This window comes from Bradyrhizobium sp. BTAi1 (assembly GCF_000015165.1).
Classification (GTDB): domain Bacteria; phylum Pseudomonadota; class Alphaproteobacteria; order Rhizobiales; family Xanthobacteraceae; genus Bradyrhizobium; species Bradyrhizobium denitrificans.
The window spans coordinates 459,623-485,509 of record NC_009485.1; the positions used below are offsets into that span (position 1 = coordinate 459,623).

The following is a 25,887-nucleotide window of genomic DNA, read 5'->3' on the forward strand; positions in this document are numbered from 1 at the left end:
AGCCCATCAGACGACGGGCCATTGGTGCAGCCGTTGTCAAGGCATCTGGTTCGGATACTTGCTCGAGGTCGCCTGCCCCGTGTGCGGAAACAGACAGGGCTAAACCGCCCTCTAAATCCCAAACTAAATTTACAGCCGCCAAGAAGGTTTGCAGGGTCTGCGGAAGTGCGACCGCAATGTGACCGTCGTGGCAATGCCCTTACATACTTGACATTTCGATGTATTTTGCTTCCCTTAGAGATTGGCACGGGATTTGCTTAACGCCCATTTAGGTGCCTTCATGCGTTCAACGATCGGCGGCTATCGGGAGGAGAAACTCAATGGCGAATCTTTTGTGGCTCCAGGGTGGGGCCTGCTCCGGCAACACGATGTCGTTCCTAAATGCGGAGGAACCAAGTGTCTGCGACCTTGTAACGGACTTCGGCATCAACGTGCTGTGGCACCCTTCGTTGGGTCTCGAGCTTGGTGAAAATCTCCAGAAGATGCTGCGGGCCCTGACGTCTGGCCAACTGCCGCTCGACATTTTCGTTTTCGAGGGAACGGTGGTCAATGCGCCGAACGGCACCGGTGAATGGAATCGCTTCGCCGGCCGTCCCATGCGGGATTGGGTTCATGATCTATCCAAGGTGGCAAACTTCGTGGTCGCCATTGGCGACTGTGCGACGTGGGGGGGCATTCCAGCCACAGCGCCAAACCCCTCCGAAAGCCAGGGACTCCAATTCCTGAAGCGTAGTCAAGGCGGTTTCCTTGGCAAGGATTATAAGTCCAAAGCCGGCCTTCCAGTGATCAATGTGCCGGGCTGTCCCGCCCATCCCGACTGGATCACGCAAATCGTCGTGGCGGTGGCAACCGGCCGCGCGGGCGATCTGGCGCTCGATGAATTCCAGCGGCCGAAGACCTTCTTCACCTCGTTTACCCAGACCGGCTGCACCCGCAACATGCACTTCGCCTACAAGGTTTCGGCGACCGAATTCGGCCAGCGCAAGGGCTGCCTCTTCTATGACCTTGGGTGCCGAGGGCCGATGACGCATTCGCCCTGCAATCGCATCTTGTGGAATCGTCAATCCTCCAAGACTCGCTCCGGCATGCCCTGCCTGGGCTGCACCGAGCCGGAGTTTCCCTTCTTTGACCTCGCCCCGGGCACTGTCTTCAAAACCCAGACCGTCATGGGCGTACCGAAGGACATGCCGGCAGGCGTGGACAAGACCGGTTACATCAAGCTGACGGCCGCCGCCAAAGCAGCCTCACCGCGGTGGGCTGAAGAAGACATCTTCGTCGTTTGATCGCCCCGCGCCCCGTCCGCATCCATTCAAAGAGGTCAAGAAAACCATGTCCGCAGCAGTTCAAACGCTTGATATTTCACCCGTCGGACGCGTCGAGGGCGACCTCGACGTGCGCGTCGATATCCAGAACGGCGTCGTCGTTAATGCGTGGACCCAGGCCGAACTCTTCCGCGGCTTCGAGGTGATCCTTCGCGACAAGGATCCTCAAGCGGGACTCGTAGTGACGCCACGCGCGTGTGGCATCTGCGGCGCCTCGCATCTGACTTGCGCCGCCTGGGCGCTCGACACCGCGTGGAAGACCGAGGTTCCCCGCAACGCCATCCTCGCGCGCAATCTCGGACAGATCGCAGAGAGCCTGCAGAGCCTTCCCAGGCACCATTACGGCCTCTTCATGATCGACTACACGCACAAGAACTACTCGCGCTCCAAATATTACGAGGAGGCGGTTCGGCGATGGTCACCATACACGGGTACCAACTACGAGCTCGGCGTTACGATTTCGGGCCGTCCCGTCGAAATTTATGCGCTTCTCGGTGGCCAGTGGCCGCATTCGAGTTTCATGGTCCCTGGCGGGGTGATGTGCGCGCCCACGCTGACTGACGTCACCCGCGCCTGGTCGATTCTGGAGCATTTCCGGCGCAACTGGATGGAGCCGGTATGGCTTGGCTGCTCCTTCGAGCGCTACGAGGAAATCAAATCCTACGACGACTTCATGGCGTGGCTAGACGAGCGGCCCGAGCATGCCAACTCAGACCTCGGGATGTTCTGGCGCATGAGCCAGGACATCGGCGTCGACAAATACGGCAAGGGCCACGGAAAATACGTGTCCTGGGGATATCTGCCTCATGAGGACAAGTACAACCGCCCGACGATCGAGGGCCGCAATGCGGCGGTGATCATGAAGAGCGGTGTTTATGATGGCGCCAGTGACACCCATAAGCTGATGGATCAGATTCACACCCGCGAGGATCTGATGCATGCCTGGTACGATGAACAGAGCGGCAAACACCCCTTCGACCGAGTCACCAAGCCGGTTGGCAAAAACCCCGTCGATCACACTAAGCAATATTCATGGGCGACGGCCGTTCGCCACGACCAGAACGGCAGGCTCGAAGCCGGTCCGCTGGCGCGCCAGCTCATTGCTGGCGGACCGCACGGAGAACGCTGGCAGCATCACGATCCGCTGGTGCTCGACATGTATAGGAAACTCGGAGGCGCAAGCGTCATGCTGCGTCATTTCGCCCGCATGCATGAAGGCGTGAAGCTCTATCGGCAAGCCGAGCATGCCCTGCGCGAATTCCGGCTGAACGATCCCTGGTATGTCAAACCGACGGAAAAGGATGGGCGGGGCTGGGGCGCCACCGAGGCGATCCGCGGCGCCCTTTGTCACTGGATCGAGGTGCAGGGCGGGAAGATCAAGAACTACCAGATCATTACGCCAACGACCTGGAACGTCGGTCCGCGTTCCGACCGTGATGAACTTGGCCCGATCGAGCAAGCGCTCATCGGAACTCCGGTTGCCGACGTGAATGATCCTGTAGAGGTCGGGCATGTTTGTCGCTCATATGACTCGTGCCTCGTCTGTACTGTGCACGCCCATCACGCCAGCACGGGCAAGGAACTTGCACGTTTCCGCACGGCCTAGTTGGTCTCCGGTTGGACGACCCGCTCGATCATCACTTCCAGGGTGATGGAGCGGCGCAGAAATATCGGGGCCACAGCCGATGAACAGCGAGCAACAACGCGCACTGCTCCTCCAAATGGCCGACCTCATGGAGGCAGGTCTGAAGACGCAAACGGAGCCCGTTCCGGAAACGGAACGGGAGTTCGCCGGCATCCTTGACGAGCTGCGCAAGCTTGATCCGAACGATATCAAAGCCAAGCTGGTCATCAGCGGCTTTGTCGACCATCCCTACGGACCAGACAAGCAGCGCTGCATGGAATGCATGTACTACCTCGTTCATCGAGAATGGTGTGACCTGCCGGAGCTTGCAGTGCCGGTGAAAGCGGACTGGTGGTGCAGACTCTGGCGCATCTGATTGAAGGCCATCGGAGCAGGCATCCGCCACGGAGGAAGGGATGACCACGGACTCAAAGGAACTGGCCGACGTCTCCGGGCGTGAGGAAGTTCGTGGGCTTCTGGCCGGCGGCCTAACCACTGAGGTCCAGCCACGCGCCGACACGCATGAGGAAGTCACGCAGATCGTCGCCCGTCTTCGCGCGGCGGGCGGCGATCTCAAGGCCAAGTTGGTGATCGCGGGGTTCACGCTGGAGCCGATTGAACATAGCGGCATCGAGGAGGCCTGCGAGACGTGCATGTACTACGTCGTTCATCGTCGATTCTGCGAATTGCCCGAGCTTAACCTGCCCGTCGAGCCGCAGTGGTCCTGCCGGTTGTGGCGCATATGATCGCGCCGGATCCAATCATCGCAGTGGTGGGGTGTGGCAATCCGAACCGTCAGGATGACGGCGTCGGGCACCAGGTGATACAGAGCCTGAAGGGCAAGCAGTTTGATCGAGTGAGCGTAAGGCTGCTCGATGCGGGTACCGACGGGATGGCCGTCATGTTCTCGGCGCGCGGCTGTTCATCGCTCATCGTGGTTGACGCCGCCCACACGGGGGTGGAGGCCGGTGCAATCTACGAGGTTCCGGGGGCTGAACTCGAGCGTCCCTATAAGCACGGACTCAACCTCCATGACTTCCGTTGGGACGCAGCTCTTCACGCGGGCCGTCAAATCTTCCGCGATGCCTTTCCGAGTGACGTCACCGTCTTCTTGATCGAAGCCGCCGAGCTCGGCTTCGGCGTGGGCCTCACGCCAGCAGTCTCGCGGGCAGCCGATAAAGTTGCCTGCCGCATCGAGGCCCTGATTGAGAAGCGTCGGTCGAAGGACGTGACGTGAACGAGGCGCCTGTCAGTCTCATGATCCGACGGGGCGCGCTCTATATGTCTGCCGCCACGTGCGAACAGTATTTTGCGAATATCGACGCCGTCGCCCTGCTGCGGCGTGACCGCGCTCTCGTTGTGCTGCCCGTGCGTCACGCGGCGGCGGGCGGATATCTGCTCAAGCAGCGCAACAGCCGCGGCGACCGGGTGGTTTCCGCTCCCGAATTCTTTCGGGCGTGCGGGTTCGATGATGATGCCGAAGTGGTGCTCGAAGCCCACTGGGACGATCACGCAGCAGCCTTGATCGCCTCCGGATTGTAAACTAGGTTGGCATTTCGTAATTCAAATAGACAGACTTGGCAAAATTGACTATAGGTTGCTGTCAGAGGGAGAGCTGCGTTGAAAAGCAGACTCCGGGAGGAACGGCTTGGTGAAGATTGACCGCACCGACGACGACGTTAGGGCCGCTCTTGTTGCCGCCGAGGACGAGACGGCAACCCTCGCAGAGCGCGCCGAGATGCTGATGGAGATCGCATTGGGCCTCCAACAGCGGCCGAAAGATGTTGGCCAGCTCTACTCGGCGATCGACCTCTATGCGCGCGCTCTGGATATCTGCCCTGAGGACGAGCGCCTTCTTGCGGCGCGTATCCGCGCGCGCCAGGGCACCGCCTTGCTAGCGCTCCCCGGCGAAGGCGTGGAGCCGCTCGAGGTTGCCCGGACGGGATTCGAGGCAGCGATCTCAGTCCTTCGTGATTTTGGCCGCCCCGAAGAATTGGCGGAGGCAGAGATGAATCTTGGCCTCGCTATCCAAAATCTCGCTGGCCGCAACAGAGCTCGTATCACAGATGCGATCGCAGCATACCAGCGGGCGCTGCGAACCTTCGATAAGCATCGCTTCCCGAAGGAGTTCGCGATTCTACAGAACAATCTTGCGACCGCGTTTCTGTCGATGCCGTTCACCGACAGTCGCGCCAAGATGAGGGAAGCGCTCGCAGTCCAAGCCTTCGAGGAGGGGCTGAGGATCGTAAACCTGACCGATCATCCAACCGAATACGCGATGCTGCAAAACAATCTCGGTAACGCGCTCCAGTACAGTTCCTCCAGCCATATGATCGAGAACAACCTTCGTGCCCTTGACGCTTACGACGAGGCGCTGAAGGTGCGCACCCGCGCAACCATGCCGATCGAATACGCCAACACGCTCGCAAACAAAGCCAATTGCCTGCGTAACCTGCCCGACGCCCCACAACATCCAGAGAACGGTAACCGCGCTAATCTCATGGCGGCGCGCGAATACTATCTAGAGAGTCGGGAAATCTTCATTCGGGCTGGCGAAGTCGCGAAAGCACGCATTGTCGCGGAAGCCTGCGAGCAAATCGATCGCGAATTGCTCTCAGCGCCTCCAGCGCGCTCACGCGGGCCGGCGGACAGCCGCTCGCAACATCTCAACTGAACCGGAGTGAGGAGCTTTCACGTGACGGGAACAGAAGTAACAGCGGCGAGCGCTGTGGCCGCTCTGATTGTGGGCCTGGTCGCCTCCGGGATTGGTGGAGCGGGCGGCGGCGTGCTCACCGGTGGCAAGGCGATCGGCAATCAGCTGGCTGCTCTGATGGGCAGCTTCTACGGCCCTGTTGGTGTCATCCCGGGACTCATCGTCGGGCTGATCGCGCTCGCTTTCCTGAAGTGAGTTGCGATCATGTTGGAAATGGTAAAAAGCTCGATTGTCCTGTTTTTCCGGGGAAAGCTCTTCGCAGATCCGGCCAAGGTCTACCGTCAAACCGCCACCGGAGCGCTCGCAACGGCGGTGATCCTGTTCGGCCTCACCAAACTTGGCTTGCCGATAATCGCCTCAGCCGCCATTGCCGGACTGATCGGCGGAGCGGCACAGCCTTACCTCTTCAAGGATCTGCGCTATCGCTGAGGCTGGTACTGACATGAACGCCATTGATCTCATCTCCACACGTCGCGAGACCCTGGCCGGCTTCACCGGAGACATCGAACGGCTGGAGGCGGTCTTTGCCGACTGGGATGAGACGCAGCGCAGCGCGGTCGATGCCTATCGGCGCGCGATCGAAGATCTGCAGGGCGAAGCGTTCCGTCGTCTCGTGCGAGCCTTGAAATCGGACTCTGCAGCGCTGACAGCGATGAAGCAGGCGGTCTCGGACGAGATTGTCTACGCGGTATTGAGGCGTCACGACATCCTCAAGCCGAGCCTCAGCGAGCGGCTCGAAACGGCGCTCGACAGCGTGAGGCCGATCCTGGCTTCCCATGGCGGAGACGTCGAGCTCATCGCAGTGAGACCGCCGGCGATCGAAGTGCGCTTCACCGGCGCCTGCGACGGCTGTCCGGCGTCAGCGTTGACCTTCCACGCTGGCGTCAAGAAAGCTGTCGAAGAAGCCTGCCCGGAGATCACCGACATTCTGCAGGTCAAAGGCGCTAGCGGCAGCCAGCATGACAGCGTGCGCTTCGTCAGCCCGTTCGCGCTGGGCGCGGTCAACGGCTGGCATCTGGTATGTCGGCTGGACGAGATACCGCAGGGCGGCGTCATCACGCGGATCGTCGGCGAACAGAACGTCATCCTGTCGCGGCAGGGCGCGGTCGTATCCTGTTTCCAGAACGCCTGCGCTCATCTCGGTATGGAGATCGATGGAGGCGCAGTCGAGAATGGTATCATCACCTGCCCTTGGCACGGCTTCCAATATGACCTCGCGACTGGCGAATGCCTGACGGCACCGGAAGTTCAACTTCAATCCCATGCTGTCAAGGTCGTCGGCAATCGCGTCGAAGTGAGGCTGGCGACATGATGCGCGTCTCGCTCACCTCTAGTATTCAACATGCTGCCGCTCTCGCGCCGGCGCCTGCTCCGCTTCCGCTGCTGAATCCGGTGGGCGCCCGCATCGTACTCGGCGATCACCTCGCAGCGGACGGTCTTCCAGCACCGCTCTTACCGAGCCGCGCCACGCTCTTCGGCCCGCGCGGCGTGGCCTTCGCCAGCCGGCAGGGCCCCTTCTTTATCGCCGACACCGGGCACCATCGGCTCCTTGTCTGGCGGACCGTGCCCAACACGGACAATTCGCCGGCCGACCTCCTGATCGGCCAGCCCGACTTCAACGTGGAGGGACGCAACGCGGGGGGCAATGTGGGTCCAGCGACGCTCAACATGCCGAGCGGCATCGCCACAGATGGACGCGTCCTCGCAGTTGCAGATGCTTGGAACCATCGCATCCTCATCTGGTGCTCACTTCCTGAGGTCAACAATCAGCCAGCAGACATCGTGCTCGGTCAGGCCGATTTCAGCGGCGGACTCGCCAACCGCGGCTCGAGCAACGCCGGGCCGCATACGCTCAATTGGTGTTACGGCGTCACTATCGCGGACGGCCGCCTTTTCGTCGCCGACACTGGAAACCGCCGCGTTTTGATCTGGAACACGCTGCCGGGGGAAAATGGTCAGCCAGCTGACATGGTGCTTGGCCAGGCGGGAATGACGATCCATGACGACAACGCGGGCGCGGAAGCGAGTGCGGTCGGGATGCGCTGGCCGCACGCAATCGTCGTGGCAAATGGGCGCATCTTCGTCGCCGATGCCGGCAACAGCCGGATCATGGTGTGGAATGGTTTTCCCAATGCAGATGGCGCTCCAGCCAGCTTCGTGATTGGGCAGGCCGGTTTCGAAGCCGTCGATCACAATCGCGCTGCCTATGAACCGAGCGCGCACGCGCTCCAGATGCCGTATGGCATCACAGTGCACGACGACATGCTGGTTTGCGCCGACACGGGCAATTCTCGTCTCGTCGGCTTTCCCCTGCCGGGGCTCGCAATGGACGCGGCCGCCACAACGCTCACCGGCCAGCGTCGCTTCTCCGATAAGGGCGACAACCGCTGGCGGTTCGCGGCGCGCGACAGCCTGTGCTGGCCATTTGCCGTCACGGTCTGCGACGGGCTGGTCGCCGTCGCCGACACCGGCAATAACCGCGTGCTCCTGTGGGAGGCGGCAGTATGAGCACGCAGCCCGCCATCGCCAACGCCGCTGCTCTGGAAAGCGTCCAGATCAGGGTGCGCGGTCGCGTGCAGGGCGTCGGTTTCCGGCCGACCGTTTGGCGCCATGCCCGTGAAGTTGGCCTGGACGGTGAAGTGCTGAACGACGGAGAGGGAGTGCTCATCCGGGCCCGCGGCCAAGGGAAGGACATCGAGACGTTGGTCAGGCGCTTGCGCGACGAGGCACCGTTGCTCGCTGCGATCGAAGCGATCGAGGTCGAGCCCTTTACTGGAAGACTGGCGCCTGGGTTCCGCATCATCGAGAGCAACAGAAGTGAGGCCCGCACCGAGATTTCGCCCGACGCTGCCATCTGTCCCGCGTGTGCGGCTGAAGTGCTCGATCCGTTCGAGCGCCGCTTCCGCTACGCTTTCACCAACTGCACACATTGCGGCCCACGCTTCACCATCATCCGCTCGATCCCCTATGACCGCAGCGCCACGACAATGGCCGCCTTTCCCGTGTGCGCCGAATGCGCCGCCGAATATGGCGACCCGGCCAATCGGCGCTTCCACGCCGAGCCTATCGCCTGCCATGCCTGCGGCCCGAAAGCGCAGCTCGTCCGCTTCGATGGACGAGCCTTGACCTACGAGCAGCATTCGATGTTCGATGACGTCGATGCTGCAATGAGCTTGATCCAGAAAGGCGAAATCGTCGCCGTCAAGGCGCTCGGCGGCTACCAGCTCGCCTGCGATGCTACAAGGCTCGACACTGTCGAGCGGCTGCGGCTGCTTAAGCGGCGCGAGGTCAAGCCCTTCGCCCTCATGGCGCGCGACCTCGATGTGATCCGCCGATTCTGCGCCGTCAGCCCGGACGAGGAGGAAGCGTTGTGCTCGCCGGCAGCGCCGATCGTGCTCCTCGATGCGGCCGGTCCGGAACGCTTGCCTGAGGCTGTTGCTCCCGGAATGCGGATGCTCGGCTTCATGCTCCCCTCGACGCCGCTGCATGTGCTCATGTTCCGCCGCATGCCGCGCCCCGTGATCATGACCAGCGGCAACCTCTCGGACGAACCGCAAGCGATCGGCGACGCGGAGGCAGCGCGCAAGCTCGGGACCATCACCCCTTACGCCCTCGTTCACGACCGCGAAATCGCCAATCGCGTTGACGATTCCGTCATGCGCGTCATGGACGGGCGCATGCGTCTGTTACGCCGCGCGCGCGGCTACGCGCCGGCCTCCATTTCCCTGCCGAAGGGCTTCGAGGACTCGCCCGACATCCTCGCCTACGGCCCGGAGATGAAGGCGACTTTCTGTCTGGTAAAGGAAGGCCGGGCGGTGCTTTCCCAACATCAGGGCGATCTCCAGGACGCCGCGACCTGGGACGACTACAGGAAGAATCTCGCGCTCTTCCGGGATCTCTTCGCGCACGATCCGCAGGCGCTGGCCTGCGACATGCACCCGGAATACCTTTCCGCGAAGCTCGCGCGAAAACGTGCCAGTGAGGACAGTCTGGCGCTCATCGAGGTCCAGCATCACCACGCCCACATTGCCGCGTGTCTCACCGAGAACGCACGCGCGCTTGACGCGCCACGCGTGCTTGGCATCGCTCTCGACGGGTTGGGCTACGGCACGGACGACACAATCTGGGGTGGCGAATTCCTGTTGTGCGACTACCGCGGTTTCCAGCGTGTCGGCACCTTCCGGCCGGTGGCCATGGTAGGCGGTGCTGCCGCCTCGCGCGAGCCGTGGCGCAACCTTTACGCGCATCTGACCGCGCAGATGGGATGGGCCGCCTTCGCCATGAATTTTAGGCAGCTCCCATTGTTCGAGCGGCTGGCCGCCAAGCCTCGCGCGGTCTTGGACACGATGATCCACGATCACATCAATTCGCCTCTTGCTTCCTCCTGCGGCCGCCTTTTCGACGCGGTTGCGGCCGCGCTCGACGTCTGCTTCGAGCGCCAGGCCTATGAGGGCGAGGCCGCGGCGCGACTCGAGGCGATCGCATGTCCAAAGACGCTCGCAGAGGAAGACGACAGTCTCTGCTATCCGATGCCGATTCCCGTTCTTAAGGGATCTGGCCTCCCGTATATTGAGCCGCTTGCCATGTGGAACGCGATCCTAGGCGATCTGATCCTAGGCACGCCTCAACCGATCATTGCTGCGCGTTTTCACAAGGCGCTCGCCAGGTCCATTGTCACAATGGCAATCCAGCTGGCGCGGCGAGACGATGAAGACGCGCAGCCGCGTTTCGACACGGTGGCGCTGTCGGGTGGCTGCTTTCAAAACCGCATTCTTCTGGAACAGACGGTCCGTCGTCTCGAGGAAAAGAAATTCAAAGTTCTTACGCATGCCAAGGTGCCCGCCAACGACGGCGGGGTGGCTCTCGGCCAAGCAACCATCGCCGCCGCGCATCTCATCGATGCGGAACGAACACGGCGCAAGGGAGGAACATCATGTGCCTTGGAATTCCCGGACGGATCGTAAGGATCGACGACCCGACGCGAAAGCTCGCGACTGTCGAAGTCAGCGGCGTGCGGCGCCAAATCAACATCGCCTGCGTCATCGACGACGCGCACCCAGTGGAATCCTGTGTCGGCGACTGGGTTCTCGTCCATGTTGGCTTCGCCATGAGCCGTATCAGTGAAGAACAAGCGGCCGAGACCCTGAAAATCCTGACAGAACTCGGGGAGGCACAAGCCGAGATCGAGGCGATGCGCGAGACCGCAGTGCCCTAACCAGGGAGGACCAGATATGTCCAACGAAGGCGTACTGCGGGGCCTCTACCCCTTCCTTCACGGGACGGCGCAGAATCCCGAAAAGCTGAATGCCGCCCTTCTCCACTCGGTGGCGGGGAAGGCGCGCGACTCGCGAGAAACCAACGAGCGCTTCTTTGGTGACCAGTCTGAAGTTCTGGTCGCCGCTGCAGGAACACTGGCCAACGTCTATCGGCGGAACGGCAAGCTGTTCTCGATGGGCAATGGCGGCTCGAGCTGCGATGCGAGCCATGTCGCCGTCGAGTTTGTGCACCCTATCACGGCAGGGCGGCCGGCGCTCGCGGCCACCAATTTGGTGGCCGATCTCGCTATGATCTCGGCAGTCGGCAACGACCTAGGCTTCGATCATGTATTCGTTCGTCAGCTCGTGGCACATGCCCGCAAGGGCGATGCGCTGATCGGCATCTCGACAAGCGGGAACTCGCAAAACCTGATCGCCGCATTCGTCAAGGCCAAGGAACTCGGCGTTGCCACGATCGGGCTCACCGGCGGCGACGGCGGCAAGATGAAGTCATCCGGCGCGGTCGATCATTGTCTTGTCGTCCCGTCCACATCCATCCATCGCATTCAGGAATGTCACGTCGCCGCCTATCACATCCTGTGGGATCTGGTGCACACCCTGCTTGCGGACGAACGCGGCTCGGCGGCTAACAGGGAGGCCATGCAATGAAATTCGCCGACGAATTCCGTGACCGCGACAAGGCCAGGACGCTGGTCCGCGAAATCGAAACGCTGGCCGACCAGATCGAGACGACAAAGACGCGGCCGCTCCAACTCATGGAGGTGTGCGGCGGCCATACGCATTCGATCTTCCGCTATGGCCTGGAAGGCATGCTGCCTTCCTCGATCGAACTGGTGCACGGGCCTGGCTGCCCCGTCTGTGTGTTGCCCATGGGACGGGTCGATGATTGCGTCGCGATCGCCGAGCGGCCCGGCGTGATCTTCACCACCTTTGGCGACGCGATGCGCGTGCCCGGATCGAAGAAAAGCCTCATGCAGGCCAAGGCCGACGGGGCGGATGTGCGGATGGTCTATTCGCCCATGGACGCACTGGCTCTCGCGCGCAAGCATCCGGATCGCGAGGTGGTCTTCTTCGGGCTGGGCTTCGAGACCACTATGCCGTCAACCGCGCTGACTGTGCTGCAGGCCGAGGCCGATGGAATCGAGAATTTCTCGGTCTTCTGCAATCACATCACCATCGTTCCGACTATCAAGGCGATACTCGATAGCCCAGATCTTCACCTCGACGGGTTCCTCGGACCAGGCCATGTGTCAATGGTGATTGGCGCGGCGCCCTACGCATTCATCGCCGAGTTCTACAAGCGTCCAATGGTCATCGCTGGATTCGAACCCCTCGATATCTTGCAGTCGATCTGGATGCTCCTGAAACAGATCAGGGAGGGCCGTGCCGAGATCGAAAACCAGTACACGCGCATCGTTCCTGAAGCCGGGAACCATCCTGCGCTCGCCGCTGTTGCGGAGGTCTATGAACTGCGCGAGTTCTTCGAATGGCGTGGCCTCGGCTCGATTGACCATTCCGGCGTCAAAGTGCGTGATCAATACGCCCGCTTTGATGCAGAGCGGAAATTCGCTATCCCAAATGTCAAGATCGCCGACCCTAAATCCTGCCAATGCGGAGAAGTGCTCAAGGGCGTTTTGAAGCCTTGGCAGTGCAAGGTGTTCGGTACCCTCTGCACGCCGGAAACGCCGCTCGGCGCGCTAATGGTTTCCCCGGAAGGAGCCTGCTCGGCCTACTACCAGTATGGCGGGATTAAACGTAGCAACACTCCCGAGAAAGAGGCCGTAGTGTCATGAACCTTCTGGACCTGCCCCCGCGGCGCTCGCTCGGCCGAGTCCATGTGCCAGCCGTCACACTGGCGCATGGCGGCGGCGGCAAGGCCATGAAGGATCTGATCGACGACGTCTTCGTCAGCGCCTTCTGCAATGCCAAGGCGCCGGATGTACTGGAGGATCAGGCGCGGCTCGACCTCGCGGCGCTTGCCCGCTATGGCGACCGGCTCGCCTTCACCACGGACTCCTTCGTCGTCGATCCGCTGTTCTTCCCCGGGGGCGATATCGGCAAGCTCGCGGTCTGCGGCACGATCAACGATCTGGCCGTCGGCGGCGCCAAGCCGCTTTATCTGTCCTGCGCCGTCGTCATCGAGGAAGGAATGCCGCTCGATGCTTTGCGCGGGATTGCGAATTCCATGGCTGAAGCGGCGAGAATGGCTGGTGTGCGGATCGTGACCGGCGATACCAAAGTCGTCCAGCGGGGCGCCTGCGACAAGCTCTTTATCACAACGACCGGCATCGGCGTGATCCCGCCCCAGATTGACCTCGGCATTCACCAGATCAAACCCGGAGATGGCATACTGGTGAACGGACTGCTCGGCGACCACGGCGCAGCGATCCTCGCGGCCCGAGGCGATCTTGCGCTGGAGACTGAAGTCGCCAGCGACTGCGCCGCCCTACACGGGCTGATCGAGGCCCTTCTACGAGCGGCGCCTGGAACACGCTGCATCCGCGACGCCACCCGCGGCGGCCTCGCCACGGTGCTCAATGAGATGGCGGAGGCCTCCGCGCTGTCGATCGAAATCGACGAGTCGGCGACGCCGCTGCGTGAAGAGGTGCGCGGCTTCTGCGAGATTCTCGGGCTTGATCCTCTCTATCTCGCCAACGAGGGCAAGGTGGTCATCGCTGTGCCGCCTGCCGAGATCGAAGCCGCGCTTGCGGCAATGCGCGCCCATCCGCTTGGCGCGGGAGCAGCCCTGATCGGCCATGCCAGCGGGGGAATTCCAGCGCGCGTCACCATGCAGACTGTCTTCGGCGGGAAGCGCATCGTCGATATGCTGATTGGTGAACAGCTTCCACGCATCTGTTGAGAACGGGGTCCGATGCACGAACTCGGGATTACACGCAACATCGTGAAGATCGTCGAGGAGGCGGCGAAGGGACGGCGCGTCAAGCGCGTGACGCTCGATGTCGGGCAGTTCTCCGGAGTGATGCCCGACGCGATCCTGTTCTGCTTCGACATCGTCGCTAAGGGTACGCTGCTCGACGGCGCGCTGCTCGACATCCAGAAAATAGCCGGTCTCGCACGCTGCCGGTCTTGCGGCGAGGCGTTCAAGACCACATCCCTCTACCAGGCTTGCGCCTGCGGCTCGCGCGCCATCGACCGACTTGCTGGGGAAGAACTGAAGATCCGGGAAATGGAAATCGAGGAGGCTGCCTGATGTGCGGAACCTGTGGCTGCGGCTCCAAGGCCGAAACCCGACTCCTCAACCTGCAGACAGGTGAGGAGACCACTCTCGACGATGAGCGCCCTCACATGCATGCGCATGGCGATGACATGGTGCATCGGCATGGTCATGACCACAGGCACGACCATGGCGACGGCCATGTCCATGATCATGAACATCCGCACGGCCATGTCCATGATCATATTCATGGCCATGAGCACGGGCACGATCATCGTTCGGAGCATGCGCATGAGCATCACCACCATGACGATCACGCCCATGACGACGTGGAGTTGCACGGTCACGACCATCCGCACGACCATGATCACCCGCACAGCCATGGCCATTCCTCGGTCATCGAACTCGAGACCCGGATCCTGGCCAAGAACGACGCGCTCGCGGCCAGGAACCGTGGCTGGTTCGCCGGCCGCGAAATCCTGGCGTTGAACCTTGTTTCCTCGCCAGGCTCCGGCAAGACGACGCTGCTCGAGCGCACCATCCGCGACCTCAAGGACAAGATCCCGATCGCGGTCATTGAGGGCGATCAGGCGACCACCAATGACGGTGAGCGTATCCGCGCCGCGGGCGCTGCTGCTGTCCAGGTCAACACCGGCGCCGGCTGCCATCTCGAAGCCGACATGGTGGCCAAGGGGCTCGCCGAGCTGAAGCCGGCCTTCGGCTCCGTCGTCATAATCGAGAATGTCGGCAACCTCGTCTGCCCGGCGATGTTCGATCTCGGCGAGCACGCCAAGGTGGTCATCCTCTCGGTCACCGAGGGTGACGACAAGCCGCTGAAGTATCCGCACATGTTCAGGGCTGCAGAGATCATGGTCATCAACAAGATCGATCTTTTGCCGCATGTCGATTTCGACGTGGATATCGCTAACGCCAATGCGCGCCAGGTCAATCCGGAGATCGTCACGTTCAGCGTGTCGGCTCGGACGGGAGAGGGACTCGGCGGCTGGTACGACTGGCTCGGCACCCAGGCGTCGCAAGCATGGCTTTGAATGAATTCGCTCCGTGGGGGCGATAAGCGGTCATGGCTCGGGCCGCCGCATCTGGTCATGCAACTGAGCATCTTTTGGAGGAGTTAGACATGAAATCGACCCTTAAACCTGCCCTTCTGGGGCTCGCTATCGCTGGACTTCCAGTTACCGCTTTCGCGCATGTCGGCGTCGGCGACACCCATGGCTTCATGCACGGCTTCGGCCACCCGGTCAGTGGCATCGACCACATTTTGGCGACGGTGGCGGTCGGCATGTTCGCAGCCTATCTCGGGGGCCGCGCGCTGTGGCTGGTGCCGACAACCTTCGTGCTGATGATGGGTGTGGGCGGCGTGCTCGGCATCACTGGCGTGCCGTTGCTATATGTGGAGCTCGGCATCGCGGTTTCCGTCATCGTGCTTGGCTTGGCTGTTGCGATGCAATGGAGCCTACCGACGATCGCTGCGATGGGATTGGTTGGCTTCTTCGCCATATTCCACGGCCATGCGCACGGCGCCGAGATGCCGGTTGACGCATCCGGTTTCGAGTATGCGATGGGCTTCATGCTGGCGACCGCCTTGTTGCACGTCGTCGGTATCGGCATCGCACTTGGCATCGGCAGGATCGGCGCACGAACGTCTCGTGTCGCGCTTCGGACCAGCGGCAGCATTATAGCGCTTGCCGGCATCGGTATCCTGACGAGCTATCTTTGATCGTTTCGAACGCACAGGCGAGATGATCTCGCCTGTGCGTTCGACCGGAACTGTTTCGCTGACCAGCGCACGTTACGACGCTGCCAGTCGGCCAGCGGTGGGAGCTTCGCGACTCCACCCTAAAGCGCGATGCGATTAGGATGAATCGTCATCGCGCTTTAGGTTGTTGTCTAAGCATGATCTTTTCGGAAAACCGCGGCGTACTTTTCCGGATCATGCTTTAGCCGCTAGGTGCGATGGCCACCCCAGCCCAGGGTCCGGACCCATAAACAGGATTCCCATGGCGGCTCGGATGTGATTCAGGCTCTGCAACAGCAGGAGCGTGGATTTGAGCGAATTCTGGTTGAGTGAAGAGCAGTTCGAGCGGCTTCGGCCGCTGCTGCCGAGCAAGGTGCGCGGCGTTGCCCGGGTTGATGATCGGCGGGTGATCAGCGGCATCATCCATGTCGTGACGTCGGGCGGTCGCTGGGTCGATGCGCCGGCCTGCTACGAACCGAGGAAGACGCTCTACAACCGGTTCGTGCGCTGGGCGGCGAAGGGCGTGTGGCAGGAGCTGTTCGTGACGCTGGCAGCGGCGGGCGGACCACCGGCCGAGGTTCTGATCGACAGCACGCACATGAAGGCGCACCGCTCGGCGGGCGGCGGAAAGGGGGGCGCTCGTCCAGGCGATCGGGATCAGCCGGGGCGGCCGCAACAGCAAGCTCCACGCCCTCACCGACGGCGAAGGCCGGCCGCTCCGCTTCCTGCTGACCGGCGGCCAGGTCGCCGATTGCCGTGCGGTCGATGTCCTGTTGAACGATCTTGCGGCCGGGACCATCGTGCTCGGCGACAAGGCCTATGACAGCAACGCCATCCGCGACCTGATCGAACGCCAGGGCGCGGTGCCGAATATCCCGTCCAAGGCCAACCGACGCTGGAAAAGCTGCTTCTCCAAGACGCTCTACAAAGGGCGCAATGCCGTCGAGCGCATGTTCGGCCGTCTCAAGGATTATCGCCGCATCGCCACGCGCTACGACAAACTCGCCACCAACTTCCTCGGCGCAATCTACCTCGCCGCCGCCGTCACGTGGTGGTTATGAGTCCCGACCCTTAAACCCAGGCAAGCCGGAATTGGAGGCATTGAGGACGAGGCCGGCCGTGCTGAGCTGCTCACCTTCCACCCCAGAATCCGCCGGCGAAGGCATCGATCACGAAGGCGACGTAAACGAAGCCGGCCCGAGTATGCGCGTAGGTGAAGTCGACCACCAACAGCGAGCGTTGGGGCGATTGATGCAGGTCTTCCGGTTGAGGATTTGACCGGGAGCGGCTACGAGGGGCACCCATGACAGCGTGCGCCGCTTTGTCCAAGCCAACGCGCCGCGTCCTTCCACCTATGGTAGGGCTATGGCGTAAACGTAGTGATCATCACTATCTGGCGCGGCCCGCCATACCCAACCGCCCGTTCCGCTGGCCCGGGATTTCGTAGGCGCGACCTGTGAACCAGCCTTCCGATCCCGTCGCCTTGGACAAGCTGAAGGCGCGTATTCAGGCGCTGCGTGCCAAGACCACGGCCAATGGCTGCACCGAAGACGAGGCGCTGTCTGCGGCCGCCAAGGTCGCCGAGCTGCTCGATCGGCATGATCTGTCGCTGTCGGATGTCGAGCTGCAGACCTCGCTGTGCGAGCGGAGGGTCTATGAGACGCATCGCAAGAAGCGCATTCCGCTCGACGACTGCATCGGCGCCGTTGCGCAGTTTTGCGATTGCCGGGTCTGGCGCGAGAAGAACGCCGCCGGAGAAGCGAGCTACGTGTTCTTCGGCCTGTCAGCGGATGTCGAGGTGGCGCACTATCTGGCCGAGCTGATCGACGGCGCGGTGCGGGCCGAGCTCGGTCGTTTCAAGACCTCGGCTGATTATGCCCGGTTTCGTCACCAGGAGCGGCATCTCGCCAATGCCTCCTTCGCGCTCGGCATGGTGACCTCGATCGCGGATCGCCTGGTGGCGATGAAGAAGAGCCGCGACCAGGTCAACGAACGCACCGGCCGTGGCTTGGTCGTTCTCAAGACGTCGGTCGTCGATGCCGAGTTCGACAAGCTCGATATGAAGCTGCGCACCCAGCGCGCGACGAGCCGCATGGTGTCGACGGCAGCCTATGAAGCCGGCGGTGCCGCCGGCGCGACGCTGCCCATCAATCCTGGCCTCGACGGCGCCCCGCCGAAGAGGAGCGCGCGACAAGGGTGACCAGGCCGGGCAGGTCGCGGCGCTCAGCCTTTCGGGGCGCTCCCCTTCAGCGCATTCCATGCCGCCTGATTGGCCTGATCGAACGCCTTGCGGGAGTCGCTCAAGGCGGCGCTCAGCACCGACCAGGACTCGCTGCCGGTCTGCTTCAGCTTCTCGAGATGAGCGCCAGCTTCGCTTGCATCGGATCGGAGCTGCTTGAGTACGGCATCGATATCGGTGGTCCCAGCCATGGTCACCTTGGCCGCGGCCTCGCGAAACCTGTTGGTGGTCTCCTGCCAGGCCTTCGCCTGTGCAGCGGCAATCTGCTTGAACGTCGCTTGCTGCTGGTCGACCTGTTTGCCGGCGTTCTCGAAATAGGCCTTCATCTGGGTCTCGAACTCGGCCCACTGCCTGTCGAGTTCCGTCTTCGCACCGGCCAGCGCCGCTTCGCCGGCTTCGGATTGCGTCTTGAGCATCGCTTCGAGCTCGCCGCGCCGCTTCTTCAGGTCGGCGATGATCTCTGCGGCCTTCACCTTGGACGCCGCCTCGGCCTTGGCCGCCGTCGCGTCGAAGGAATCCAGCGCCGCATCCATCTCGTGAAGGCGCTCCTTGGCCCAGTTCAGGTACACATGCATGCTGCTCTGTGTCGACATCGCCGCTCTCCCTTTTTCTAGCGAGCGCAGCGTAGATAAACAACACTGTGCAGTTTTGATCTGAGTCAAGCGGGCGAACGTCGGACTTCACGTTCCCGTGCGCGGCAGACGCGCCCGCCTGCTGCGTCATGGTGAGCGGCCGGCGACCCTTTCAAAGATGCTGCGGCAAGGCTGCTGGCGTCCCGCCGCCGATCGATGCCATCATCTTTCTTCAGCCGAGGCGATAGGGGCCTTCAGATGACCGGTGATGAATTCAGCGCCCTTGCGCTGTCCTTCGAGGGGACGACGGCCGCGCCGCATTTCGATCGCACGGCGTTCAAGCGACACCGGACGTTCGCGACGCTCGCCGCCGACGGCACATCCGCCAATGTCCTGCTCACGCCCGACGAGCAGGACCATTATGCAGGCCTGCAGCCCGGGATCTTCAGCCGTGTCCCCAACAAATGGGGCGACCAGGGCTGGACCATGGTGACGCTGATGCAGGCCGATGTGGGCCTGCTGCGTGCCGCGCTTGAAAGCGCCTGGCGCGCGGCCCATCGTCCGCAGCGGTCACGGTCCGGCAAGCGGCGCTGAGCGGGCGCGACATCAAGCGGTGCCGGCCGGCCGCTGTCTCAGCGCAGGCCGACGCGTGCGGCGAGCTCCCTCAGCGTGCGATAGCCGAGGCCCTGATAGCTGAGCGGTTCGTATCTGAGGCTGTCCTGCTCGGCTTCGATGACGATCCAGCCGGAATAGCCGCTGTCGGCTGCGATCTTCAGCACCGGCGCGAAATCGATGCAGCCGTCGGGATCGCCCGGCACCGTGAAGGCGCCGCGCCGCACCCCTTCGAGGAAGCTCAGGCCGTTGTCGCGCACGTCACGCATGACCGGCGGCCGGACATTCTTGCAGTGGATATGGCTGACGCGATCGACGTATTTCGCCAGGATCGCGACCGGATCGCCGCCGCCGAAGCGCGCATGACCGGTGTCGAACAGCAGCCGCGTGTAGGGCCCCGCTTGCGCCATGAAGCGGTCGATGTCCTCGGGGGTCTCGATGATCGTGCCCATGTGATGGTGGTAGCCCATCTTCACGCCCTGCTCATGCGCGTAGTGCGACAGCGCCTCGTAGCCGCGGGAGAAGCGGTCCCACTCCGCGTCGGTCATGATCGGACGGTCGTTGACCGCAACATCGTCGTTGCCATGGACGGTGTTCGAGCATTCGCAGGCATTGATGTGGTCGCCGCCGGCCGCCTTCACCATGTCGATGAAGCTCTGCAACGCCTTCATCTCGGTCTCGATGTCGTTGACGAGGAGGTTGGTCGAGTGCCAGCCGGCGGCGAAGCGCAGGCCATATTCGCCGAGTTTCGCCTTCAACGCCGAGCCCTCGTCCGGCATCTTGTGGCCCTTCTCGATGCCGTCGAAGCCGATCTCGCGGCAGTCGCGCAGGCAGTCGTCGAGCGACAGATGATCGCCGATGCTCCAGTCGTCGTCGTTCGACCAGGCGATGGGATTGGTGCCGTACAGGATCATGGGAAGCTCTCAGTCGAAAGCGCGCTGTTGCGTGGTGTTGGCTTCGTAGATCTCGCGCAGTGTCTCCAGCTGCGCCGATCCGGTCTCGGGCACCGCGACATCCCACCACGCGCCGCCGGCGCCGGTGCCGGGCACCGGGTCGGTCTCGATCACGATCACCGTCGGTCTGGTCCGGCCGCGCGCGGCAACGATGCGCGCCGCGAGATCGGCGAGACCTGAGGCCTTCTCCGCATGGGCGCCCATCGCGCGGGCATGCGCGACGAAATCGATCTCCGGGCCGTCGGCGACGGCGCAATCCTTGTAGAGATTGTTGAACTCCGCGCCGCCGGTCGCGATCTGCAGCCGGTTGATGCAGCCATAGCCGCGATTGTCGGTCAGCACCACCGTGAACGGCACGCGACGCATGACCGCGGTGGCGAGTTCGGAATTGGCCATCATGTAGGAGCCGTCGCCAACGAAGCAGATGACCTCCTTGCCGGGCGCGGCGAGCGCCACGCCGAGCGCGCCGGCGATCTCATAGCCCATGCAGGAATAGCCATATTCCATGTGATAGCCGCCCGCGGCTGCCTGCCACAGCACCTGGAGCGCGCCCGGCATGGTGCCGGCGGCGCACATCACGATGCTGCTGTCGGTGGCCACGCGCTGCACCGCGCCGATCACCTGCGCGTCGCTCGGTAGCCCGTTCGCGCTCTCGTCTGGCGCCGCGGTGACCGCCGTCACCTTGGCGTGCCAGGCGCGCCGCAAGGCCGCGTCGGGCGCTGCGGCCTTGTGGTCGCCGAGCGCCGCCGAGAGCTGCGCGAGCGTGGCCTGGGCGTCGCCGACCACGCCGGTCGCGCCACGCTTGCTGGCGTCGTAGCCGTGCAGATTGATCGAGACCAGCTTGCGCGCGGGGTTCCTGAACAGCGTCCAGCTGGCGGTGGTGAAATCCTGGAAGCGGGTGCCGACGCCGATGATCAGGTCGGCCTGCGCGGCGAGCGCATTGCCGCAGTCCGATCCGGTGACGCCGGGCGCGCCGAAATTGAGCGGATCGGTCCAGGCATTGCCGCCCTTGCCGGCCTGGGTCTCGAGATAGGCGATGTCATGCTTCCGCGCGAAGGCGGCGAGTGCCGCTTCGGCGCCGGAATAGATCACGCCGCCGCCGGAGATCAGCAACGGCTTTTGCGCCGCGCGGATCAGCGCCGCGACGGCCGAAACCTCGTCAGGATCGGGCAGGGGGCGGCGGATGCGCCAGACCTTCGGTGCGAAGAAGCTGTCGGGATAATCATAGGCCTCGGCCTGCACGTCCTGACAGAAGGCGAGGCACACCGGGCCGCAATTGGCCGGATCGGTCATCACGGCGAGCGCGCGCGGCAGCGCGGACAAGATGTGCTCCGGCCGTGCAATGCGATCGAAATAGCGCACCACCGGGCGGAACGCGTCATTGGCGGAGACCGTCCCGTCGTCGAAATCCTCGATCTGCTGCAGCACCGGGTCAGGCCGGCGGTTGGCGAACACGTCGCCGGGGATGAACAGCACCGGCAGCCGGTTGACATGCGCGAGCGCCGCGGCCGTCACCATGTTGGTGGCACCGGGTCCGATCGAGGACGTCACGGCCATCGTCTTGCGGCGCTTCATCGTCTTGGCATAGGCGATCGCTGTATGCGCCATGGTCTGCTCGTTCTGGCCGCGCCAGGTCGGCAGCTCCGCGCCGATGCCGTGCAGCGCCTGGCCGAGGCCGGCGACATTGCCATGGCCGAAGATGGCCCACACGCCTTCGATGAAGCGGTCGCCTTGCTCGGTCAGCTGCACCGAGAGCCAGCGCACCATCGCCTGCGACGCGGTCAGTCGGATCGTTCCGGTCATGTCGTGATCTCCCGCAGCGCTCAGCCTTGCAGCAGGGACGCGGGATCGACCACGGCGCCGGTCTGCGCGGAGCGCGTTGCGGCCTCGGCAAGGGCGAGCGCCTTGACGCCGTCCGCCAAGGTCACCGGCATCGGGCCGCCGCTTTCGACGGCCGCCACGAACGCCGCCCATTCCGCCGCATAAGCGCGCCCATAGCGTTCGAGAAAGAAGTGCTCGGGCTTGGCGCTGCTGATGCCGGCCGTGGTCGCCTTGGACACGGTATTCTCCAGCACGTTGCCGGCGGACAGCAGCCCCTCGGACCCGAGCAGCTCGATGCGCTGGTCGTAGCCATAGACGGCGCGGCGGCTGTTCTTGATCACCGCCATCGCACCATGGGCGAAAGCGAGCGTGACGATCGCGGTGTCCACGTCACCCGCCGCGCCGATCTCGGGATCGACGATGGCGGCGCCGACCGCCATGACCCGTGACGGTATTGCCCCCATGATCCAAAGCGCCACGTCGAAATCGTGGATCATCATGTCGCGGAACAGGCCGCCGGAGACTTTCACATAGCTGACCGGCGGCGGCGCCGGATCGAACGAGGTGATCGACAGCAGTTCGGGCTTGCCGATCTCGCCACGCTCGGCCGCCCCCTTCAGCGCCGCGAAATTCGGATCGAACCGTCGATTGAAACCGATCATCACCGGCCGCCCCGTGGCGGCGGCCGCCGCCTGGCAGGCCCGGGCCCGCGCCAGGCTGAGGTCGACCGGCTTTTCGCACAGCACCGCCTTACCGGCCCGCGTCGCAGCTTCGATGAGGTCGGAATGCGTGTTGGTCGGTGTGGCGATCAGCACCGCGTCGATGCTTGTATCGGCGAGGATCGCCTCCGTGCTCCGCGGCTCGGCGCCCATCTTCGCAGCAAGCGCCGCCGCGCTCTCCGTGATCGCGTCCGAAATCGCCGCGAGCCGGCTTCCCGGATGTGTCGCAATCGTTCTGGCATGGACGGCGCCGATCCGTCCGGCGCCGAGCAGTCCTACATTGAGCACGCGTCGTCTCCGTTTCCTCGTTCAGGCGCCGCATTCTGTCGGTCGTGCGGCTGCCTCATCTTCGCTGCTTCGCCGGGGCTGATCCCGCCCGACGGTGCGAAACTTGGTTTGATCTTTGTCAGCTCAGGGGGGCGGTCGCGCGCTGCGCAGACTTGGCTCTCGGCCTTCTCCCATCGGCGCTGCGCCGGGCGGCGGGTCTGTTGCCGCAGGCCAGAGGCTATTCTCCGGACGCGATCCGGCGGTTCCGGCAAAGGGGGTGACGCGCTCGCGCGTCGCCATCTGCCGCGGCGATGTCGAAGACAATCTCCCCGCTGTCCTCCCGCAATTCGACCTCCCATCGTCTTCCATCAGGACGTGCCGGCGTCATGATGTGAAATTTGAGGTCACGCTACCAAATTACCCCGGGAGTGACGAATGGAAATTTGTCCGGAGGAGGTTGGCGGCAGGCGGCGCTGCGCGCGGCTGTCATCGATCATGGCTCGTGACGCCCGCACGCGATGCGTGCGGGGCCTGTCATGCCCTTCGCCCGACCATCAGCAGGATGCCGCCGATCTGCGGCAGCAGCGCCAGCAGGATCAGGCGGAGCATCACGAAGTCGTCGGCCGACGGCTTCACCACGCCGCGCGACACCCAGGCGACCAGCTTGATCGCGGCCTCGGTCTGCGGATCGGCGGTCTGGCTCACGGCGCTCATCGCCACGTCCAAGGCCTGACGCCGCTCGGCCACCGCGGCCTCGCGTTCGCGACAGAACTTGCCGACGCCGCCCTTGCACTCGCGATCGCGCGCGGTCATCGCATCGGCGAGCGCGGTCTGCGCCGCCTGCACCGCCGGCGTCACGCGGGAGGCGCGGGCGAGCGTGACATCGCTGATATTGGTGGAGGCAAAGCCGATGCCGGCGGTGACCGCGAACACGAAGGTCATCAGCCACACCGTCCAGCCGGTCAGCGCCGAGGCGCGGTGCCGCGCCTGCCACAGCCGCGCGGCGCAGGTCGGCATCACCAGCGCGACGAGGTCTGCGGTGACGCCGACTGCCAGGAACATGTATCCGGCAGTGTTGTTCGAACCGAGCGAGTGCGCGAACCAGCCGTTCATCGCCATGCCGACGGCGGCGAGCGCCAGCGCGGCCAGTTGCAGCAGGATCGACGAGGCGCTGATGCGGCGGCGCTCGGGCCTGGCCGAAGGATGCTCGGCCTTGGCGGGGCTGCGCTCGGCTTCAGGTGCGGCGAGCGGGGCGCTCGCCGGCACGACTTCGCCTGCGACCGCAGCATTTGTCTCGCGCAGTGCCTGCGGAGCAGGCGCGGCCTGGCCCGCGGTCACGGCGGCGGCGGCGCTGGCGGCGGCCTCGGTGCGACCGGGCTCGCCCGCAACCGGGGTCTTCGCCGGCTCGTTCACCAGTTCGAGGAAGTCCGGCATGATCAGCGTCTCGGATGCGAGCATCTCGTCATCGAGCGCTGCCGCCTTGGTCTTCTCGGGCCGGTCGGATTTGGGCCGCGGCCGCGGCTTGACGACCTTGGGGCGCTTCGGGCGCGGCTTGGCCGTCTTCGGCTGCTGCCAGGGAATGATCGACGCTACTACGGACTCATCAGCCATCGGGGCCGCTCCAATCGGTCGTGATGGGACGCGGGCGCGCGTTTGCGCGCGCGCAGATCGCGCCGGCATCAGGTGGACGTATGATCGGGAATCGAGCAGCGGCCCGCCTCAAGGCGGGCCTTCAATTCTTGCGGCCGGATTGGCGTCGCGCGAAGAAATTGTCGGCGTCTCACGCGCCCGTCGCCGCCGATGAGGCGGCCGGGCAGCGGTCACAAGCGCCACGTAATGAGGCGGCGCCCGGAAGGTTCTGGTCCGCGCGGGGCCGGGCCGGTCAGCGTGTGCCCAACACCCTTGTTCTTAACCAATGGTTAACACGGATTCGCCGGTTTCAAAACCGTGCGGCGCGTGTGGCGGCCGGACGAACGGTCAAGAGCGACGAAGTGCGGCTTTGGAGTCACAACCGCCGCGTGAGCAGGCTGCTTGTTCACTGTTCGAACGGGATGCCAAGTCCCCCGAGCCGGCGATATGATCAGACTTCGGAATCGGAGTATCGACTTCCCTGATGTCATGTCCCTGCGGATCGGACCTTCCCCTTGACCGCTGCTGCGGTCCCTACCTCAGCGGCGATGCGACGCCGCCGACGGCCGAGGCGCTGATGCGCTCGCGCTACACGGCCTATACGCGCGGCGATATCGGCTACATCGCGGCGACGCTTGCCGCCGACAAGCGCGCGGCGTTCGACGCTGCTGCGGCAAGGCAATGGGCCTCGCGCGCGACTTGGCTCGGCCTGCGCATCGTGTCGACCGCGCGCGGCCAGATCGATGATTCCGACGGTGTCGTCAGCTTCGTTGCCAGCTACCGCGAGGCCGGCAAGACCATTGAGCATCACGAGGTCTCGCAGTTTCGCCGCGATGACGACGGCGCCTGGCGGTTCGTCGCGGGTGACACGCGGGCCGTCATTGTGGAGCCGAAGCGCACCGCCGGTGCAGCGAAGGTCGGCCGCAACGATCCGTGTCCGTGCGGCAGCGGCAAGAAGTCCAAATTCTGCTGCGGGCGCTGACCCATGATGCGGCGAAAACCGGTGGCGAGCTGCACCTGCGCTGAGCGCCGCCGGCCTTTATTCGTCGCAAGTGAGCCCTGGGCGAGGCCTTCACCCGGAATTCCCCGCGTCCTCGCATTTGCGAGCGCGAATGAGAAGCAAAGGTGGCTGCGCCGTGCGCGTGCGAATGATTGTGGTGGCCGCGTTTCGATCCGTTGCCGAAGCCGAATACAAGGCCGCGCCGGCCG

General features: G+C 63.7%; 28 protein-coding genes. 23 read left to right on the forward strand and 5 right to left on the reverse strand.

Annotation, left to right across the window (positions count from 1 at the left end; all coding sequences use genetic code 11):
* Window positions 1–320: 320 nt before the first annotated feature.
* From BBTA_RS02215 to BBTA_RS02315, 21 genes are all read left to right on the forward strand, one after another.
* Window positions 321–1,283 carry a hydrogenase gene (locus tag BBTA_RS02215; RefSeq protein ID WP_024918868.1) on the forward strand — a complete coding sequence of 321 codons (963 nt, stop codon included), beginning with the start codon at window positions 321–323 and terminating at the stop codon, window positions 1,281–1,283.
* A gap of 46 nt (window positions 1,284–1,329) precedes the next feature.
* Window positions 1,330–2,928 carry a nickel-dependent hydrogenase large subunit gene (locus tag BBTA_RS02220; protein WP_012040798.1) on the forward strand — a complete coding sequence of 533 codons (1,599 nt, stop codon included), beginning with the start codon at window positions 1,330–1,332 and terminating at the stop codon, window positions 2,926–2,928.
* A gap of 79 nt (window positions 2,929–3,007) precedes the next feature.
* Complete coding sequence (locus BBTA_RS02225) at window positions 3,008–3,322, forward strand: hypothetical protein (RefSeq protein ID WP_012040799.1); 315 nt, start codon at window positions 3,008–3,010, stop codon at window positions 3,320–3,322.
* Between the two features lie 40 nt (window positions 3,323–3,362).
* Window positions 3,363–3,692: a hypothetical protein gene (locus BBTA_RS02230; RefSeq protein ID WP_012040800.1), complete on the forward strand. Its 330-nt coding sequence runs from the start codon at window positions 3,363–3,365 to the stop codon at window positions 3,690–3,692.
* Complete coding sequence (locus BBTA_RS02235) at window positions 3,665–4,183, forward strand: hydrogenase maturation protease (RefSeq protein ID WP_244424298.1); 519 nt, start codon at window positions 3,665–3,667, stop codon at window positions 4,181–4,183. The genes BBTA_RS02230 and BBTA_RS02235 overlap by 28 nt, the downstream gene beginning before the upstream one ends.
* On the forward strand, window positions 4,180–4,488 hold the full coding sequence (locus BBTA_RS02240) for a hypothetical protein (protein WP_024918871.1): 309 nt from the start codon (window positions 4,180–4,182) through the stop codon (window positions 4,486–4,488). Before BBTA_RS02235 ends, BBTA_RS02240 begins: the two co-directional genes overlap by 4 nt.
* A 109-nt stretch (window positions 4,489–4,597) precedes the next feature.
* Window positions 4,598–5,620 (forward strand): hypothetical protein, encoded by a 1,023-nt coding sequence (locus tag BBTA_RS02245; protein ID WP_103168462.1) that lies wholly within the window; start codon window positions 4,598–4,600, stop codon window positions 5,618–5,620.
* A gap of 21 nt (window positions 5,621–5,641) precedes the next feature.
* Window positions 5,642–5,854: a hypothetical protein gene (locus BBTA_RS02250; RefSeq protein ID WP_024918872.1), complete on the forward strand. Its 213-nt coding sequence runs from the start codon at window positions 5,642–5,644 to the stop codon at window positions 5,852–5,854.
* Between the two features lie 9 nt (window positions 5,855–5,863).
* Window positions 5,864–6,088, forward strand: a complete 225-nt coding sequence (locus BBTA_RS02255; protein ID WP_012040805.1) for a hypothetical protein — start codon at window positions 5,864–5,866, stop codon at window positions 6,086–6,088.
* A gap of 13 nt (window positions 6,089–6,101) precedes the next feature.
* Complete coding sequence (locus BBTA_RS02260; RefSeq protein WP_012040806.1) at window positions 6,102–6,971, forward strand: NifU family protein; 870 nt, start codon at window positions 6,102–6,104, stop codon at window positions 6,969–6,971.
* Window positions 6,968–8,167: an NHL repeat-containing protein gene (locus BBTA_RS02265; RefSeq protein ID WP_244424300.1), complete on the forward strand. Its 1,200-nt coding sequence runs from the start codon at window positions 6,968–6,970 to the stop codon at window positions 8,165–8,167. The genes BBTA_RS02260 and BBTA_RS02265 overlap by 4 nt, the downstream gene beginning before the upstream one ends.
* The gene (gene hypF / locus BBTA_RS02270; RefSeq protein WP_024918874.1) at window positions 8,164–10,623 is read left to right on the forward strand and encodes a carbamoyltransferase HypF; all 2,460 of its coding nucleotides are present in this window, start codon (window positions 8,164–8,166) and stop codon (window positions 10,621–10,623) included. Before BBTA_RS02265 ends, hypF begins: the two co-directional genes overlap by 4 nt.
* Window positions 10,593–10,874: a HypC/HybG/HupF family hydrogenase formation chaperone gene (locus tag BBTA_RS02275; protein ID WP_024918875.1), complete on the forward strand. Its 282-nt coding sequence runs from the start codon at window positions 10,593–10,595 to the stop codon at window positions 10,872–10,874. The genes hypF and BBTA_RS02275 overlap by 31 nt, the downstream gene beginning before the upstream one ends.
* A 16-nt stretch (window positions 10,875–10,890) precedes the next feature.
* Entirely contained in the window at window positions 10,891–11,583 is a 693-nt protein-coding gene (locus tag BBTA_RS02280; RefSeq protein ID WP_024918876.1) for an SIS domain-containing protein, read from the forward strand.
* Complete coding sequence (hypD, locus tag BBTA_RS02285; protein WP_012040811.1) at window positions 11,580–12,728, forward strand: hydrogenase formation protein HypD; 1,149 nt, start codon at window positions 11,580–11,582, stop codon at window positions 12,726–12,728. Before BBTA_RS02280 ends, hypD begins: the two co-directional genes overlap by 4 nt.
* Window positions 12,725–13,795 (forward strand): hydrogenase expression/formation protein HypE, encoded by a 1,071-nt coding sequence (hypE, locus tag BBTA_RS02290; protein ID WP_012040812.1) that lies wholly within the window; start codon window positions 12,725–12,727, stop codon window positions 13,793–13,795. Before hypD ends, hypE begins: the two co-directional genes overlap by 4 nt.
* A 12-nt stretch (window positions 13,796–13,807) precedes the next feature.
* Window positions 13,808–14,146: a hydrogenase maturation nickel metallochaperone HypA gene (locus BBTA_RS02295; RefSeq protein WP_012040813.1), complete on the forward strand. Its 339-nt coding sequence runs from the start codon at window positions 13,808–13,810 to the stop codon at window positions 14,144–14,146.
* Window positions 14,146–15,159, forward strand: a complete 1,014-nt coding sequence (gene hypB / locus BBTA_RS02300) for a hydrogenase nickel incorporation protein HypB (RefSeq protein ID WP_024918877.1) — start codon at window positions 14,146–14,148, stop codon at window positions 15,157–15,159. Before BBTA_RS02295 ends, hypB begins: the two co-directional genes overlap by 1 nt.
* Window positions 15,160–15,248: 89 nt before the next feature.
* Window positions 15,249–15,848, forward strand: a complete 600-nt coding sequence (locus BBTA_RS02305; RefSeq protein WP_024918878.1) for a HupE/UreJ family protein — start codon at window positions 15,249–15,251, stop codon at window positions 15,846–15,848.
* 328 nt (window positions 15,849–16,176) lie between these two features.
* Window positions 16,177–16,927, forward strand: a protein-coding gene (locus BBTA_RS38555; protein ID WP_103168461.1) for an IS5 family transposase whose coding sequence is annotated in 2 segments (ribosomal slippage) — window positions 16,177–16,511 and window positions 16,510–16,927 — 753 coding nt in all. Because the reading frame shifts where the segments join, the coding sequence is not laid out codon by codon here.
* A 395-nt stretch (window positions 16,928–17,322) separates the two neighbouring features.
* Window positions 17,323–18,066 (forward strand): DUF2786 domain-containing protein, encoded by a 744-nt coding sequence (locus tag BBTA_RS02315; RefSeq protein WP_012040820.1) that lies wholly within the window; start codon window positions 17,323–17,325, stop codon window positions 18,064–18,066.
* 23 nt (window positions 18,067–18,089) lie between these two features.
* Here BBTA_RS02315 and BBTA_RS02320 read toward each other — a convergent pair whose 3' ends face one another.
* Complete coding sequence (locus BBTA_RS02320; protein ID WP_012040821.1) at window positions 18,090–18,698, reverse strand: hypothetical protein; 609 nt, start codon at window positions 18,696–18,698, stop codon at window positions 18,090–18,092.
* 237 nt (window positions 18,699–18,935) lie between these two features.
* Here BBTA_RS02320 and BBTA_RS02325 point away from each other — a divergent pair, with 237 nt between their 5' ends.
* Window positions 18,936–19,271 carry an MmcQ/YjbR family DNA-binding protein gene (locus BBTA_RS02325; RefSeq protein ID WP_012040822.1) on the forward strand — a complete coding sequence of 112 codons (336 nt, stop codon included), beginning with the start codon at window positions 18,936–18,938 and terminating at the stop codon, window positions 19,269–19,271.
* Window positions 19,272–19,309: 38 nt separating this feature from the next.
* Here the strand turns inward: BBTA_RS02325 and iolE are convergent, their stop codons facing one another.
* The 4 genes from iolE to BBTA_RS02345 all read right to left on the reverse strand — a co-directional run bounded on the left by iolE (window position 19,310) and on the right by BBTA_RS02345 (window position 24,660).
* Complete coding sequence (gene iolE / locus BBTA_RS02330) at window positions 19,310–20,203, reverse strand: myo-inosose-2 dehydratase (RefSeq protein ID WP_012040823.1); 894 nt, start codon at window positions 20,201–20,203, stop codon at window positions 19,310–19,312.
* A gap of 9 nt (window positions 20,204–20,212) precedes the next feature.
* Window positions 20,213–22,045 carry a 3D-(3,5/4)-trihydroxycyclohexane-1,2-dione acylhydrolase (decyclizing) gene (gene iolD / locus BBTA_RS02335; protein WP_012040824.1) on the reverse strand — a complete coding sequence of 611 codons (1,833 nt, stop codon included), beginning with the start codon at window positions 22,043–22,045 and terminating at the stop codon, window positions 20,213–20,215.
* A gap of 20 nt (window positions 22,046–22,065) precedes the next feature.
* Window positions 22,066–23,070: an inositol 2-dehydrogenase gene (gene iolG, locus BBTA_RS02340; protein ID WP_012040825.1), complete on the reverse strand. Its 1,005-nt coding sequence runs from the start codon at window positions 23,068–23,070 to the stop codon at window positions 22,066–22,068.
* A gap of 513 nt (window positions 23,071–23,583) precedes the next feature.
* Window positions 23,584–24,660: a hypothetical protein gene (locus BBTA_RS02345; protein ID WP_012040826.1), complete on the reverse strand. Its 1,077-nt coding sequence runs from the start codon at window positions 24,658–24,660 to the stop codon at window positions 23,584–23,586.
* Window positions 24,661–25,162: 502 nt separating this feature from the next.
* On the opposite strand from BBTA_RS02345, the gene BBTA_RS02350 reads away from it, so the two are divergent.
* The gene (locus tag BBTA_RS02350) at window positions 25,163–25,660 is read left to right on the forward strand and encodes a YchJ family protein (RefSeq protein WP_012040827.1); all 498 of its coding nucleotides are present in this window, start codon (window positions 25,163–25,165) and stop codon (window positions 25,658–25,660) included.
* Window positions 25,661–25,887 lie beyond the last annotated feature (227 nt).